Source organism: Streptomyces sp. BE303, assembly GCF_036290945.1.
In the GTDB taxonomy this organism is placed as follows: domain Bacteria; phylum Actinomycetota; class Actinomycetes; order Streptomycetales; family Streptomycetaceae; genus Kitasatospora.
Genome location: NZ_JAQYWZ010000311.1, coordinates 1 through 14,381, shown reverse-complemented (window position 1 = coordinate 14,381; position 14,381 = coordinate 1). Strand labels below are relative to the sequence as shown.

The following is a 14,381-nucleotide window of genomic DNA, read 5'->3' as shown; positions in this document are numbered from 1 at the left end:
TCGCCGACGCCCACCTGCTCGCCCTGGACGCGGCCAAGCCGGGCGAGCACCTGATCTGCAACCTCGGCAACGGCAGCGGCTTCTCGGTCCGCGAGGTGATCGAGTCGGTCAAGCGCGTGACCGGCCGCGAGATCCCGGTGCGGGTCTCCGGCCGCCGCGCGGGCGACCCGGCCGTCCTGGTGGCCTCCGCCGAGCGTGCCCACCGCGAGCTGGGCTGGACCCCGCGCCGCCCGAACCTGGACGACATCGTCGCCGACGCCTGGAAGTTCACCCTGGAGAAGAACGGCCTGTAGCCCCTGCGGGCCGGTGGCCCCGGCAGCCCGCCCCGGCGCCCGGGCCGGACACGCCGCGAACGGAGCGCCGCCCCCGCACGGACGGGGGCGGCGCTCCGGCGTTCCCGGCGGCCCGAGAAGCACCAAGTCGCGTCAATTTCTCACCTCCTGACGAAACTTCACCAAACCCCCACCGAGTCGGCGGCCACCCCGTACGCTGATTCCGGTACCGGTGGGGGCCGGCACCTCGGCTCTTCCGGGTATCCGGGAGGCGGGCGGCGCAGGAACGCCCGGGCGGCGGAGGCAGGACCGGGGCGCCGCCCCGGACACGGGCCGGAGCTGAGCAGGGGGGAAGTGACGATGGGACGGATCCGCGTCCTGGTGGTCGACGACCACCGGATCTTCGCCGAGGCACTGGCCGCGGCGCTCGCCGCGGAGCCCGATGTCGAGGTCGGCGCGGCAGGCAGCGCGGCTGCCGCGGAGCGGGCGCTGGAGCGTGCCGCCACCGAGGGCCGCGCCTTCGACGTGGTCCTGGTCGACGCGGACCTGGGGGTCGCCGAGGCGGGGGCCGCCGCGCGCAGGGCCCGCCAGCCGGGTGTCGACCCGCCGCCGGAGGTCCTTCGCCGCCGACCCGTCGCCTTGCCTTCGCCCCGCCGTCCGGCCGCAGTCCCCGGGGGGCCGGGCACCCCGACCGCAGGATCGTCCGGCCTCGCCGGACCGCTCGGCAGCGCCGGATCGCCCGGTGCCGGCGGCGCGCCCCCCGGGGCGCACGCCGTCCGCCACCCGTCGGCGCTCCGCCCGGCCGCTCACCCGGCCGGCCCGTACCCGGCGGAATCGGGGCCGGCGACCCCGGCCGTTCCGGGTTCCCCCGCCGCCCCGGCGTCGACCGCCCAGGTGCCCGACGGCATCACCCTGCTGGCCCGGATCCGCCGCCACCATCCCGCGCTGCGGGCGATCGTCCTGGCCACCGCCGACGACCCGCACCGCGCCGCCCGCGCCCTGCACGCCGGCGCCACCGGCTGGGTGGCGAAGGAGAGTTCGCTGGCCAGGCTGCTGGCGGTGATGCGGGGCGTGCTGCGGGACGAGACGCACGTGCCGCCCGCCCTGCTCACCGGCGTCATCCGGGAGCTCACCACCGCCCGCCGGGACCGCACCGAGAGCGAGCGGCTGGTCGACACGCTCACCCCTCGGGAGAAGCAGATCCTGCGCTGCATGGTCGCCGGCCTCGGCCGGCAGGCCGTCGCCGAGCGGCTCTACCTGTCCCCGCACACCGTGCGTACGCACATGCAGAACGTCCTCGGCAAGCTCGGGGTGCACTCCACCCTGGCCGCTGTCGCGGTGGCCCGCCGGGCGGGTGTCAGTCCGTCCGAGCCCGCCGCTCCCGCGGCCCCGTCGTCCGTCGCCACGACCGCAGCTCCCGGCGCCGGCTGATCCGCCCGTCTCACCGCCGTACCGGCTCAGGTCCGTCAGGTCAGGGAACTCCGGAGGACACATGTCGCCGCACAGCACTTCCGCACGCCCGCACACGGCCGGGGAGGGCGCGAACCAGGGCGAGAGCGCCCAGGACGGGCTCCCGGGCGCCCCACTGCCGGCTTCGCGCGCCCCGGCCGCGCCGCCGACGGGGTTGCGGACCCTGGTGGTGGGCGCCGGTGCGGCGGGCACCGCGCTGGTCCGCGACCTGGGCCGCGCACCCGAGTTCGGTCTCGTGCCGATCGGCCTGCTCGACGACGACCCGGCCAAGGCCGGCCGGTCGGTGGACTCCGCCCCCGTCCTCGGCACCCTCGCGGAGCTGACCGGGCTCGCCGTCGAGTACCGGGCTCAGGTCGTCGCCCTGGCCATCCCCGGCCTCGCCCCGCAGCGCGTCCGCGCCCTGGCCACCGCCGCCGCGGCCGCCGGTGCCGCCGTCCGCTACCTGCCGTCCTTCCTGGCGGCGCTCCGCCGGGAGGTGGTCGGCTCCGACATGCGCAGCCTGGACGTCAACCGGCTGATCGGCCGGCACGAGGTGCACGTGGTCTCGGCCGACGTCCGTGACGTGATCGAGGGCCGGCGGGTGCTGGTGACCGGCGCCGGCGGCTCGATCGGCAGTGAACTCTGCCGCCAGGTCCAAGCGTTCAACCCGAGCGCGCTGTACATGCTGGACCACGACGAGTCCAACCTGCACCGGCTCCAGCTGGACATCTGGGGCGAGGCACTGCTCACCGACGAGTCGCTGGTGATCGCCGACATCCGGGACCGGCCGCGGATCCAGCAGATCTTCCGCGACCTGGAGCCCGAGGTGGTGTTCCACGCGGCCGCGCACAAGCACCTGCCGCTGCTGGAACGGCACCCCAGCGAGGCGGTGAAGTCCAACGTGCTCGGCACCGACCACCTGGTGGAGGCGGCGCTGGCCACCGGGGTGGAGCGGTTCGTGCTGATCTCCACCGACAAGGCGGCCGACCCGACGTCGGTGCTCGGCGCCAGCAAGCGGCTGGCCGAACTGATCGTCCAGGCGAACGCCCGGGACGCGCGCAACCTCGGCACGGGCGTGTTCTCCGCCGTCCGGTTCGGCAACGTGCTCGGTTCGCGCGGCTCGCTGCTCTCGGTGCTGGCCGAGCAGCTGCGCAGCGGCGGCCCGGTGACGGTCACCCACCCCGACGTGACGCGGTTCTTCATGACCATCGAGGAGGCCGTCGGCCTGGTGCTGGAGTCCGGCCGGATGGCGCGCGGCGGCGAGGTGTTCGTGCTGGACATGGGGGAGCCCGTGCGGATCGTCGACCTGGTGCACAACTTCGCCGAGCAGGTGCAGCTGGCCCGGGACGAGGTCGAGATCCGCTACACCGGACTGCGGGCGGGGGAGAAGCTCAACGAGGCGCTGTTCTCCGAGGGCGAGGAGCGGCAGCCGACCGCGCACGCCCGGATCTACGCGACCCTGGCCGAGTCCGGCTCCGGGCCGGAGGATCTGGCGGGCGGCCTGACGGGGCTGTACGAGGCGGCGGCGGTGAACAGCGACGACGAGGTGCGCCGCCGGCTGGCCGAGCTGCTGCCGGGCTACCGGACACCGGATCCCGTGCCCGCCCCGGTGCCGGCGCTCAGCGCGCCCTACCCGGACGGCTTCTGAGCGGGGCCCGTCCCCGCGGACCTCCGGGGTTTCCTCCACCGGGTCGGAAGGCCCGGGTCGGACGGTTCCGGGTCGGGAGGTTCGGGGCCGGACGGTTCGGGTCAGGGGATGTTGTCGAAGGGGGCGACCAGCTGCCGGAGCAGTCCGGCGAGTTCGCCCCGCTGAGTGCCGGTCAACTGGGCGAGCAGCTCGCGCTCGTGCGCGAGCAGTCCGGCGAGTGCCTGGTCGGCGCGGTCGCGTCCGTCGTCGGTGAGGCGGACCAGGACGCCGCGCCGGTCGTCCGGGTCGGGCAGCCGCTTGACCAGGCCCTTGCCGGTGAGGCGGTCGATCCGGTTGGTCATGGTGCCGGAGGTGACCAGGGTCTGGGTGAGGAGCTGGCCGGGGGAGAGCTGGTACGGCGAGCCGGCCCGCCGCAGCGCGGTCAGGACGTCGAACTCCCAGGGCTCCAGCCCGTGCTCGGCGAAGGCCGCCCGACGGGCGCGGTCGAGGTGCCGCGCGAGCCGGCTGACCCGGCTGAGCACCTCAAGTGGTTCCACGTCGAGGTCGGGGCGCTCTCGGCGCCATGCTGCGACCAGCCGATCGACCTCGTCCTCCATGGCGATCAGTGTATCGGGGGTTGTGTCGATGTGAAGTCTCTTGACATCGAGAATTCCAGGGCGGACGCTTCGACTGGATATCTTGATGTCGAGAGACTTGGGAGGTGGGCCATGTCCGCACCCGTCTGGGACCCGGACCAGTACCTGCGCTTCGCCGACGAACGGACCCGCCCGCTGCGCGACCTGCTCGCCCGCGTCCCCTCCGTGCCGAACGAACCCGCCGCCACCGTCCTCGACATCGGCTGCGGCCCGGGCAACTCCACCGCCGTCCTGCGCGAACGCTGGCCCGGGGCGCGGATCACCGGGGTCGACAACTCCGCCGAGATGCTCGCCGCCGCCCGCGCCGGGGGCGGGGAGCCCACCGCCGACTACCTGCTCGCCGACGCGGCCGGCTACGACCCCGCGGCGGCGGCCCCCGACCTGATCGTCTCGAACGCGGCCCTGCAGTGGATCGGCTTCGAGCCGGGCGGCCGGTCCGGGTCCGGGGACTCCCCGGCGGGGGACGGCGGGCGGGGAGCGGCCGGCGGGCACCTCGACCTGCTGCGGCGCTGGGCCGCGGCGCTCAGGCCCGGCGGGGTGATCGCCTTCCAGGTGCCCGGCAACTTCGGGTCGCCCAGCCACGTGCTGCTCGCCGAGCTCCGCCGCAGCCCGCGCTGGCGCGAGTCCGTGGGCGGGAACGCCGTCCGGGCCGGCGTCCACCGACCGGACGAGTACCTCCGGACGCTCGCCGAGGCCGGCTGCACCGCCGACGTCTGGGAGACCACCTACAGCACCCTGCTCACCGGCGACGACCCGGTGCTGGAGTGGGTCAAGGGCACCGCACTGCGGCCCGTGCTCACCCGGCTCGCCGACCCGGCCGACCGTTCGGCCTTCCTGGCCGAGTACGGCGCGCTGCTCCGGGAGGCCTACCCGGCCGGGCCGCACGGCACGGTCTTCCCGTTCCGCCGGATCTTCGCCGTCGCGGTCCGGCGGGGCTGAGCGGGCTCAGGCCTTGCGGTCGCCGACCAGCTTGGGGTGCCGCTCCATCCCCTCCAGGCCGTGCCAGGCCAGGTTCACCAGGTGGGCGGCCACCTCGGCCTTCTCCGGCTTGCGCACCTCCAGCCACCACTGGCCGGTCAGTGCGACCATGCCCACCAGCATCTGCGAGTACATCGGGGCGAGCCGGGCGTCGAACCCCCGCGCCTTGAACTCCAGCCCCAGGATGTCCTCCACCTGCGTCGCGATGTCGCTGATCAGCGACGCGAAGGTGCCCGTCGACTGGGCCACCGGCGAGTCCCGGACCAGGATCCGGAAGCCGTCCGTGGACGTGTCGATGTAGTCCATCAGCGCGAACGCGGCCTGTTCCAGCAGCTCCCGCGAGTGCCCCCCGGTCAGCGCCCCGGTCACCATGTCCAGCAGCAGCTGCATCTCGCGGTCGACCACCACCGCGTACAGCCCCTCCTTGCCGCCGAAGTGCTCGTACACCACGGGCTTGGACACCCCGGCCCGCTCGGCGATCTCCTCCACCGAGGTGCCGTCGTAGCCGCGCTCCGCGAACACGATGCGGCCGACCTCCAGCAGCTGCTCCCGACGCTGCTTGCCGGTCATCCGTACCCGGCCGCCACGGCGGCGCGGTGCCGGCGCAGCACCGTCCGCCCCGGCGGCGGCACGCGGACGGGCCTGCGCCGGATCGGGCGCCGCGTCCGTCCGCGTGCTCCGGTGGCCGCCTGTGCTGTCTGCGCTGCTCCCGTTCACCCCTACATCATGCTGCAGGCGGGCCCTCATGCGGCGCGGCGGGCGGCGATCCGCTGTGCGTCCGGCCAGCGGACGTCCCTGGCCCAGCCGGCCAGCTCGAACCAGCGGATCAGCCGGGCCGAGGAGTCGATCTGTCCACGAAGGACACCGTGCCGGGCCGAGGTCGGGTCGGCGTGGTGCAGGTTGTGCCAGGACTCGCCGCAGGAGAGCACGGCCAGCCACCAGACGTTGCCGGAGCGGTCGCGGGAGCGGAACGGCCGGTGGCCGACCGCGTGGCAGATCGAGTTGATCGACCAGGTGACGTGGTGCAGCAGTGCCACCCGGACCAGCGACCCCCAGAAGAAGGCGGAGAGCGCGCCCTGCCAGGAGAGCGTGACCAGCCCGCCGACCAGCGGCGGGATGAGCATCGAGAGGGCGGTCCAGAGCCAGAACAGCCGGGAGATCCGCCTTATGGCCGGGTCGCGGATGAGGTCGGGGGCGTACTTGAGCTGGGAGGTCTGCTCCTCGTCGAAGAGCCAGCCCATGTGGGCCCACCAGAGGCCCTTGAGCAGCGCCGGGACGGACTCGCCGTAGCGCCAGGGCGAGTGCGGGTCGCCGTCCTTGTCGCTGTACCGGTGGTGCTTGCGGTGGTCGGCCACCCAGCGCACCAGCGGCCCCTCGATCGCCAGCGAGCCGGCGATCGCGAGGGCGATCCGCAGCGGCCGGTTGGCCTTGAAGGCGCCGTGGGTGAAGTAGCGGTGGTAGCCGACGGTGATGCCGTGACAGGTGAGGAAGTACATCACCGCGGCGATCGCGAGGTCGGTCCAGCCGAGTCCCCATCCCCAGGCCACCGGGACGGCGGCGACCAGGGCGGCGAACGGGACGGCGATGAAGAGGCCGAGTGCGATCCGCTCGGCGGCCCCCTGCCGCTCCCCGCCGCGGGTGGCGGAGAGCTGCGGCGGGCCGGGGTCCGGGGAGTCGGAGTGCGGGGGGTCGGAGTGGGGGGTGGCGGTGGAGCGCGTGGAGTCGGCGCGCGCCTCGCCTGCCTGGATGCTCATGGGTGTCCCTTGCGGGGGAGAGGACGGGAGGCTACGTTCGCGTAACCTACGGAATCGTAGGTTGTGCCCCGCCAACAAGGGAATACGCCGCCGGGCGGCGCATGGGTGAATTCACCCGACTGGATGGCTGACGTCCCGATCCGGCCCGTGTCCACCCGCCCGGCCGCGGAACACCGGTGACGCCCACCGCGGCTGCCTGGTCATCACCGCGCGGGGAGGCGCCCGTCCCTGCCGTCGGATCGGGGTCGGAGGATTGGTGCAGCGGATACCCAGGACGAGGTCGACTCGGGTAGGGTTTCAGCGACTGTCCGCCGTGGTGTAATGGCAGCACAGGGCCCTTTGGAGGCCTTTGTCTGGGTTCGAATCCTAGCGGCGGAGCCACCCCGCGCCTCGACTGCGCGTGTCACCCGGCCGCCGGTATTGTCTGGGCTGTCCGGCGGACTGTGCGAAGGCGACCGGCCTGTTGTCCCGGCCGGGCTGCTCTGCCCTCTCTGTGAACCGAATGAGGAGCCTCCCCCCGTGAGTGCCAATTCGCCCGCCGCCGTTGTCGTGCTTGCCGCCGGTGGCGGGACCAGGATGAAGTCGAACAGCCTGCCGAAGGTGCTGCACGAGGTGTGCGGACGGTCCCTGGTCGGCCATGCGGTGGCGGCCGCGGAGGAGCTGACGCCGGGCCAGCTGGTCGTGGTGATCGGCCACCTCCGGGAGAAGGTCCGGGAGCACCTGGCGGCCCGTCATCCGCAGGCCCGCGCCGTCGTGCAGGAGGAGCAGAACGGCACCGGGCACGCCGTGCGGACGGCGCTGGAGGCGCTGGCCGCCGACGGGATCGAGCTGGACGGCACGGTGATCGTCACCACCGGGGACGCGCCGCTGCTGACCGGGGAGACGCTGCGCGCCCTGGCCGACGCGCACGACGCGCAGGGCAACGGCGTCACCGTGCTGACCGCCGTGGTGCCGGACCCCTTCGGCTACGGCCGGATCCTGCGCGACGGCGTGGACGGTGTGGACGGCGCGGTCGCGGCGATCGTCGAGGAGAAGGACGCCTCGGACGCCCAGCGGGCGATCGACGAGATCAACTCGGGGGTCTTCGCCTTCGACGCCGGGCTGCTGGTGCAGGCGCTCGCCGAGGTGACCACCGACAACTCGCAGGGCGAGGAGTACCTCACCGACACCCTGCAGATCCTGCGCAAGGCGGGCCACCGGGTGGGCGCGGTCGTCGCCGCCGACTACCGGGACATCCTCGGCATCAACGACCGGGTGCAGCTGGCCCACGCCCGCCGGCTGCTCAACGACCGGCTGCTGGACCGCGCGATGCGGGCCGGCGTCACCGTGGTGGACCCGGCGACCACGTGGTTCGACGTCCAGGTGTCGTACGAGCCGGACGCGGTGGTGCTGCCCAACACGCAGCTGCAGGGCGGCACGCACCTGGGCGAGGGCTGCGAGGTGGGCCCCAACTCGACGATCAAGGACACCCGGATCGGCGCCGGCGCGCGTGTGACCAACACCACGGCGGACGGCGCCGAGGTCGGTGACCTCGCCGTCGCCGGGCCGTACGCGTACCTGCGGCCGGGCGCGAAGCTGGCCCGGAAGGCGAAGGTCGGCACCTACGTCGAGGTGAAGAACTCCGAGCTGGGCGAGGGCGCCAAGGTGCCGCACCTCTCGTACATCGGCGACGCCACCATCGGCGAGGGCGCCAACGTCGGCGCGGCCTCGGTCACCGTGAACTACGACGGGGTCCACAAGCACCGCACCGTCATCGGGGCGCACTGCCGTACCGGTTCCGACAACATGTTCATCGCTCCCGTGACGGTCGGTGACGGCGCCTACACCGCGGCCGGTTCGGTGATCACCAACGACGTTCCGGCGGGCGCGCTCGGCGTGGGCCGGGCACAGCAGCGGAACATCCCCGGCTGGGTCGAGCGCAAGCGCCCCGGAACGACATCGGCGCAGGCCGCGGCGGCTGCCACGGCCGCCGGCCGGGAGGGCTCGCCGGAGGCCTGACCGGTCGGGTGCCGGTCCGGCAGATGGTCCCGGGGCGGACGGTTTCTGTGCGGGCGCGTAACCTTGGGGTCATGCGTGCGCCGCAGGGCCTACCGCCCGTGTCCAGGCGTACCGACAATTCCCCGACTCCCTCCCGCAGGCAGGCGCGAGCCTGCCTGTGCGGTGCGGACGGGTTCAGCGTCAGCAACGCGAGGAGACGGTGGCAGTGAGCGGGATCACCACGTCGGGCGAGAAGAAGCTGAAGCTCTTCTCCGGCCGTGCCCACCCCGAGCTGGCGAGGGAGGTGGCCGAATCGCTGGGGACCGAACTCGTCCCGACCAAGGCCCTGGACTTCGCCAACGGTGAGATCTACGTCCGTTTCCTGGAGTCGGCGCGAGGCGCGGACTGCTTCGTGATGCAGAGCCACACGGCTCCCATCAACCAGTGGATCATGGAACAGCTGATCATGATCGATGCTCTCAAGCGGGCCTCGGCCCGGAGCATCACCGCGATCCTGCCGTTCTACGGGTACGCCCGCCAGGACAAGAAGCACCTGGGCCGCGAGCCCATCTCGGCCCGCCTGGTGGCCGACCTGCTGCGCCAGGCGGGCGCCGACCGGCTGATGGCCGTGGATCTGCACACCGCGCAGATCCAGGGCTTCTTCGACGGCCCGGTGGACCACCTGTTCGCGCTGCCGCTGCTGGCGGACTACGTGGGCGGCCGGGTCGACCGGGCGAAGCTCACCGTGGTCTCGCCGGACGCCGGCCGGGTGAAGGTCGCCGACCAGTGGTGCGACCGTCTGGACGCGCCGCTGGCGATCATCCACAAGCGCCGTGACATCACGCAGGCCAACACCATCCTCTCGGCCGACGTGGTCGGTGACGTGCAGGACCGGGTCTGCGTCCTCGTCGACGACATGATCGACACCGCCGGCACGATCTGCGCCGCGGCCGACGCGCTCTTCGAGAACGGCGCCGCGGACGTCCTGGTGGCGGCCACCCACGGTGTGCTCTCCGGCCCGGCGGCCGACCGGCTGAAGAACTCGCGGGTCAGCGAGTTCGTGTTCACCAACACGCTGCCGACCCCGGCCTCGATCCAGCTCGACAAGATCACGACGCTGTCGATCGCCCCGTCGATCGCGGCCGCCATCCGCGAGGTGTTCGAGGAGGGCTCGGTCACCAGCCTCTTCGAGGGCGTGCACTGACCTTCGCGGGTGCGCACCGACCGAGCCCCGTGCAGGCGGCCCCGGTTCCCTCGGGAGCCGGGGCCGCCGCCGATTTCGCGAGAGGCCACCGGTCCGGTTAGACTCGTGAAACTGCTCGGCGAGGGATGCCGTGTGCCTGCTTGCCGGGTGCCCGCTCCGTGATCGACGCGCTGCCGGCGCCGGATTTTCCGGGCACCGGCAGAAGTCGTTGCGCCGCCGAGTGACCCCCGAATGTTACGAGGGTGTGGTCCCGGCGGTTTTTTCGCATTGCCTGCACCCCGCGCCAGCTTTTACGAGGAGTGCAGTCGTGTCCGAGATCCGCATCGCCGCTGAGACCCGTTCCGAGTTCGGCAAGGGTGCCGCCCGTCGCGCCCGCCGTGCCGGCTTCGTCCCCGGTGTCGTCTACGGCCACGGCCTCGCGCCGGTTCACCTGAACCTGCCCGGCCACGACCTGATGATGGCCCTGAAGACCCCGAACGCCCTGCTGGTCGTGCCGATCGAGGGCAAGGACGAGTTCGTCCTGCCGAAGGCCGTCCAGCGTGAGGCCATCAAGCGCACCATCGAGCACGTCGACCTGCTGCTGGTCAAGCGCGGCGAGAAGGTCACCGTCGAGATCCCGGTCCAGGCCGAGGGCGAGCTGGCCCCGGGCGGCAACCTGCTGGAGCACGTCCTGCAGGCCCTGCCGGTCGAGGCCGAGGCCACCCACCTGCCCGAGGCCGTCACCGTTTCGGTCGAGGGCCTGGAGGCCGGTGCCTCCATCCACGCCAAGGACATCACCCTGCCGTCCGGCGTGACCCTGGCCGTCGACGGCGACACCGTCGTGCTGCAGGTCATCGCCGCCCAGGCCGCCCCGGCCGAGGCCGAGGCCGAGGCCGAGGGCGCCGAGGCCTGAGCCTTTCGGCAGGCTTCCCGGCAGGCCCTTCGACCGGCCTGTCGACCAGCTTGAGACCGCTGCCCCGGTCGCTCCCCGTACTGGGAGCGGCCGGGGCAGCGGTGCGTCCGGGATGATGGCGGTGCAGGTGACCACGAGGAGCGGTGGGATGAGCGAGGACGTGTACGAGGGCCCCTGGCTGGTGGTGGGGCTGGGCAACCCGGGGGAGCAGTACGCCAGGAACCGGCACAACATCGGGTTCATGGTGGTGGACCTGCTGGCGCAGCGGATGGGTGCCAGGTTCAAGGCGCACAAGAGCCGGGCCCAGGTGGCCGAGGGGCGGCTGGGCGGGCGCCGGGTGGTGCTGGCCAAGCCGATGTCGTTCATGAACCTCTCCGGCGGCCCGGTCACCGCGCTGCGGGACTTCTACAAGGCGCCGACCTCGGCGCTGGTGGCCGTCCACGACGAGCTGGACATCGACTACGCGGCGCTCCGGCTGAAGTCGGGCGGCGGGGACAACGGCCACAACGGGCTGAAGTCGATCACCAAGTCGCTGGGTCCGGAGTACCACCGGGTGCGGTGCGGGATCGGCCGCCCGCCGGGCCGGATGGAGGTCGCGGACTTCGTGCTGAAGGACTTCTCCGCCACCGAGCGCAAGGAGCTGGAGTGGTTCGTGGACCGCTCGGCGGACGCGGTGGAGGCGCTGCTCTCGGAGGGTCTGGAGCGGGCCCAGTCGACGTACAACTCCTGACCGCCGCCGTGTGAGTCGCGTCACGGCCCGGGCCGGCCGGGGCAGGTCCGGCAGGTTCGTCGGGGCCGGTCGGGCGTCGTCCGGCCGGGTCCGCGCCGGGGCCGCCGGCGTGCGGCGGGGCGGGCCCGACCTGCCGTGCGGCACCGTCGGGGCGGCCCGGCGCCGTGCCGCGGGCTGCGTACGAACGGGCGGCGGGGGGCTGCACAACAGTCGTGCAACGCTTGGTCGTCCAAACCTGAATGCGTGTGAGAAGGCTGTGCGGATCGGATAGCGTCAGGCCAGTACGCGAACGGGTTCTGGGGAGTTCTCGATGCGGAGTTTGCGGCCGGTCCGACGCCTTCGGCGGATCCGGGTGGTTCGACTGAGGAAGCTCGGACGGCGGGTGGGCACGGCGGGTGCGCTGGGCACCGCCGGCGCCCTGGGCGCGGCCGGCGTGCTGCTCTCCGGCGGTGTGGCGCACGCCGATCCGGTGGCGGATCCCGATCCGGGTGTGGTGTCCCCGGAGCCGGTCTCGGCGCAGTTCGTCGGCCCGGTGCTCGGCGGCTCGGTCGGCGGTGACGCGGGCCTGCTGGCCGTCGGCGGCGGCCTGGTCGTGGCCGCGGGCGGCGCGGCCCTGTGGGTCAAGCGCCGGCGCGCGGGCGATCTGACGGAGTGACGGAGAACGGAGGGGCCGGGTCCGAGGTGCGGACGCCGGCCCTTCCGGCATTTTCCCGCGGCTGTCATCCGTTCCCGGCGGCCGGGGCGTCCTGTGGGCATGAAGCGCGAATCGATGCGGCCGGACGGCACCACGGGTGACCCGTTCGACGAGTTCGTCGCGGCGCGGTACCAGGCGCTGCTGCGTGGCGCGTTCCTGATCACGGGGGACGTCCACGACGCACGGGACCTCCTGCACGACGCCCTGGCCCGGGTGTACGCCCGGCGCGGTGCGATCCGGGACCCCGGCGCGACCGAGGGCTACGTCCGCAAGGCGATGGTCCGCACGCACGTGTCGCGTTGGCGGCGGACCCGTCGTGAGGTGCTGACGCCGCAACTGCCGGACACCCCGGTGGCCGCGGTCGACGCACGGGACGAGCAACTGGAGCGGGCCCTGAGATCACTGTCGCCGCGTCAGCGGACGGCGGTGGTCCTGCGGTACTACGCCGATCGGTCGGTGGCCCAGGTGGCCGAGGAACTCGGGTGCTCACTGACGACGGCCAGGACCCACCTGGCCCGCGCGATGAAGACGCTTCGACAGGAACTGGCACCGGCGAAGGAGATGGTGGGCCATGACGGCTGAGGACAGGGACGGTCGGGGCGCCGCGGACGGCGCTGCGGACCGGTTCGAGGAGGAGCTGGTCGTCCGGCTCGGGGCACGGGCCCGGTCGGCGGGGGGCAGCCCGCCGCTGGCGGAGCTGAGGGCCGCCGGCCGGCGCCGGTCGCGGCAGGGGCTGGCGCTGCGGGTGGCGGCGGGGGCGGCGGTGCTGGCGGTCGGCATCGGGGCGCTGACGCAGGTGGGGGTCGGCGGGGCCGGGGCCGCCGGGCCGGCGGGTCCGGCCGCGGCCGGGGCCACCGGCTGGGGACCGCCCCCGCCGACCCCCGGAGGGACGTCGTCGCAGACCCTGCACCCGCAGCCGTCGACGTCGAGCTCCATCGACACGGGAGGGATGCTCGGGGTCTGCGCGGGGGGCCCGGCCGCGCTGCGGCTGCCCACCTGGGAGGAGGCGCACGCCCCGTCGACCCCGCCCTCGACGCCGCCCTCGACCCCGCCGACCACCACCGCGGGGCCGACCCTGCCCGCGTCGCCGAAGCCCGGGTCGAGCACGAGCGGGGGCCAGGTCAACCGCCACCCGATCGACGTGTCCGCCGACATCAGGCGAATCGGCTCGGGGAGCTACCCGGAGCACTACTTCGGCGTCTGCAGTGACCTGGGGACCGGCGAGGTGTACGTGATGCGGGTCCCGGGGAGCGAGCTCGACCAGGTGGTGCTGAACACCGTTCCGCACCTCGGGGTGGGGATCAACTTCGTGGACGTGCCCGGATCGCGGAAGTTCTTCCACGCGCTGGCGCAGCGGATCGAGGTGGACGACCGGGACTACTGGGCGGAGCGGAACGTGACGATCTCCGACGTGTACGTCTCGGAGGACGGCACCGGCGTGCTCGTCGTCACCGCGCAGGCCCCGACCGCCCGGGCGGACGTCCTGGCCCGGTACGGGCCGCTGGTGATCGAGGTGCGGCCGCTGGACTGACCGGCAACGGGCGGGCCGGACGTCGCCGGACCGGCCGGGCGCCGCTCGTCCGGCCGGGGACGGCGGAGGGCCCCGCGGCACGCGCCGCGGGGCCCTCCGGGTGTTCCGGGTGTTCCGGCCGGGGTCAGCCGGTGTTGCGCAGACCGGCGGCGATGCCGTTGACGGTCAGCAGCAGGGCCCGGGCCCGCAGCGGGTCCTCCTTGCGGCCGGTCGAGGCCTCCTCGCGCTGGCGGCGCAGCAGCGCGACCTGGAGGTAGGAGATCGGGTCCAGGTAGGCGTCGCGGACGGTGAAGGTCTGCTTGAGCACCGGGTTGCGCTCCAGCAGCTCGCTCTCCCCGGTGAGCCGGAGGACCTCGCGCAGGGTCACGTCGTGCTCGGCCACGATCTGGTCGAAGACGTGGTGCAGCTCGGCCGGGACCAGCTGCTCGACGTAGTGGCGGGCGATCCGCAGGTCGGTCTTGGCCAGCGTCATGGCGACGTTGGACAGGAAGTTGCGGAAGAAGTGCCACTGGCCGTACATCTCGTCGAGCACGTCGCCGAGACCGGCCTCGCGGGCGGCGGCGAGGCCGGCGCCGACGCCGTACCAGCCGGGGACGATCTGGCGGGACTGGGTCCAG

The 14,381-nt window shown here is 73.5% G+C and carries 14 protein-coding genes, 1 tRNA gene and 1 pseudogene; 12 read left to right on the top strand and 4 right to left on the bottom strand.

Annotated elements, in window-relative coordinates:
* From PUR56_RS03760 to PUR56_RS03750, 3 genes and pseudogenes are all read left to right on the top strand, one after another.
* A pseudogene (locus PUR56_RS03760) lies at positions 1-293 on the top strand (UDP-glucose 4-epimerase GalE); the annotation flags it as partial.
* Positions 294-632: 339 nt separating this feature from the next.
* Positions 633-1,703 carry a LuxR C-terminal-related transcriptional regulator gene (locus PUR56_RS03755; RefSeq protein WP_329947837.1) on the top strand — a complete coding sequence of 357 codons (1,071 nt, stop codon included), beginning with the start codon at positions 633-635 and terminating at the stop codon, positions 1,701-1,703.
* A 61-nt stretch (positions 1,704-1,764) separates the two neighbouring features.
* Complete coding sequence (locus tag PUR56_RS03750; RefSeq protein ID WP_329947836.1) at positions 1,765-3,369, top strand: polysaccharide biosynthesis protein; 1,605 nt, start codon at positions 1,765-1,767, stop codon at positions 3,367-3,369.
* Between the two features lie 101 nt (positions 3,370-3,470).
* On the opposite strand, the gene PUR56_RS03745 is transcribed toward PUR56_RS03750, so the two are convergent.
* Positions 3,471-3,965 (bottom strand): MarR family winged helix-turn-helix transcriptional regulator, encoded by a 495-nt coding sequence (locus PUR56_RS03745; protein ID WP_329879141.1) that lies wholly within the window; start codon positions 3,963-3,965, stop codon positions 3,471-3,473.
* A 111-nt stretch (positions 3,966-4,076) separates the two neighbouring features.
* On the opposite strand from PUR56_RS03745, the gene PUR56_RS03740 reads away from it, so the two are divergent.
* Positions 4,077-4,943 (top strand): methyltransferase domain-containing protein, encoded by an 867-nt coding sequence (locus PUR56_RS03740; protein ID WP_329947835.1) that lies wholly within the window; start codon positions 4,077-4,079, stop codon positions 4,941-4,943.
* 6 nt (positions 4,944-4,949) lie between these two features.
* On the opposite strand, the gene PUR56_RS03735 is transcribed toward PUR56_RS03740, so the two are convergent.
* On the bottom strand, positions 4,950-5,552 hold the full coding sequence (locus PUR56_RS03735) for a TetR/AcrR family transcriptional regulator (protein WP_327680125.1): 603 nt from the start codon (positions 5,550-5,552) through the stop codon (positions 4,950-4,952).
* Positions 5,553-5,725: 173 nt separating this feature from the next.
* Entirely contained in the window at positions 5,726-6,736 is a 1,011-nt protein-coding gene (locus tag PUR56_RS03730; RefSeq protein ID WP_329947834.1) for an acyl-CoA desaturase, read from the bottom strand.
* Between the two features lie 307 nt (positions 6,737-7,043).
* Here PUR56_RS03730 and PUR56_RS03725 point away from each other — a divergent pair.
* From PUR56_RS03725 to PUR56_RS03690, 8 genes are all read left to right on the top strand, one after another.
* Positions 7,044-7,117: transfer RNA gene (locus PUR56_RS03725), tRNA-Gln, on the top strand.
* A 138-nt stretch (positions 7,118-7,255) separates the two neighbouring features.
* Positions 7,256-8,734, top strand: coding sequence for a bifunctional UDP-N-acetylglucosamine diphosphorylase/glucosamine-1-phosphate N-acetyltransferase GlmU (gene glmU, locus PUR56_RS03720; protein ID WP_329947833.1), 1,479 nt, complete (start codon positions 7,256-7,258; stop codon positions 8,732-8,734).
* Positions 8,735-8,939: 205 nt separating this feature from the next.
* Complete coding sequence (locus tag PUR56_RS03715) at positions 8,940-9,917, top strand: ribose-phosphate diphosphokinase (RefSeq protein WP_329879137.1); 978 nt, start codon at positions 8,940-8,942, stop codon at positions 9,915-9,917.
* A gap of 307 nt (positions 9,918-10,224) precedes the next feature.
* The gene (locus PUR56_RS03710) at positions 10,225-10,809 is read left to right on the top strand and encodes a 50S ribosomal protein L25/general stress protein Ctc (RefSeq protein WP_329947832.1); all 585 of its coding nucleotides are present in this window, start codon (positions 10,225-10,227) and stop codon (positions 10,807-10,809) included.
* Positions 10,810-10,957: 148 nt separating this feature from the next.
* Positions 10,958-11,539, top strand: coding sequence for an aminoacyl-tRNA hydrolase (pth, locus tag PUR56_RS03705; RefSeq protein ID WP_329947831.1), 582 nt, complete (start codon positions 10,958-10,960; stop codon positions 11,537-11,539).
* 382 nt (positions 11,540-11,921) lie between these two features.
* Positions 11,922-12,194: a hypothetical protein gene (locus PUR56_RS03700; protein ID WP_329947830.1), complete on the top strand. Its 273-nt coding sequence runs from the start codon at positions 11,922-11,924 to the stop codon at positions 12,192-12,194.
* A gap of 99 nt (positions 12,195-12,293) precedes the next feature.
* On the top strand, positions 12,294-12,815 hold the full coding sequence (locus tag PUR56_RS03695) for a SigE family RNA polymerase sigma factor (protein WP_329879133.1): 522 nt from the start codon (positions 12,294-12,296) through the stop codon (positions 12,813-12,815).
* Positions 12,805-13,764, top strand: coding sequence for a hypothetical protein (locus PUR56_RS03690; RefSeq protein WP_329947829.1), 960 nt, complete (start codon positions 12,805-12,807; stop codon positions 13,762-13,764). Before PUR56_RS03695 ends, PUR56_RS03690 begins: the two co-directional genes overlap by 11 nt.
* A 124-nt stretch (positions 13,765-13,888) precedes the next feature.
* Here the strand turns inward: PUR56_RS03690 and PUR56_RS03685 are convergent.
* The coding region (locus PUR56_RS03685) for a phosphoenolpyruvate carboxylase (protein WP_329879131.1) at positions 13,889-14,381 on the bottom strand (493 nt) is incomplete at its 5' end.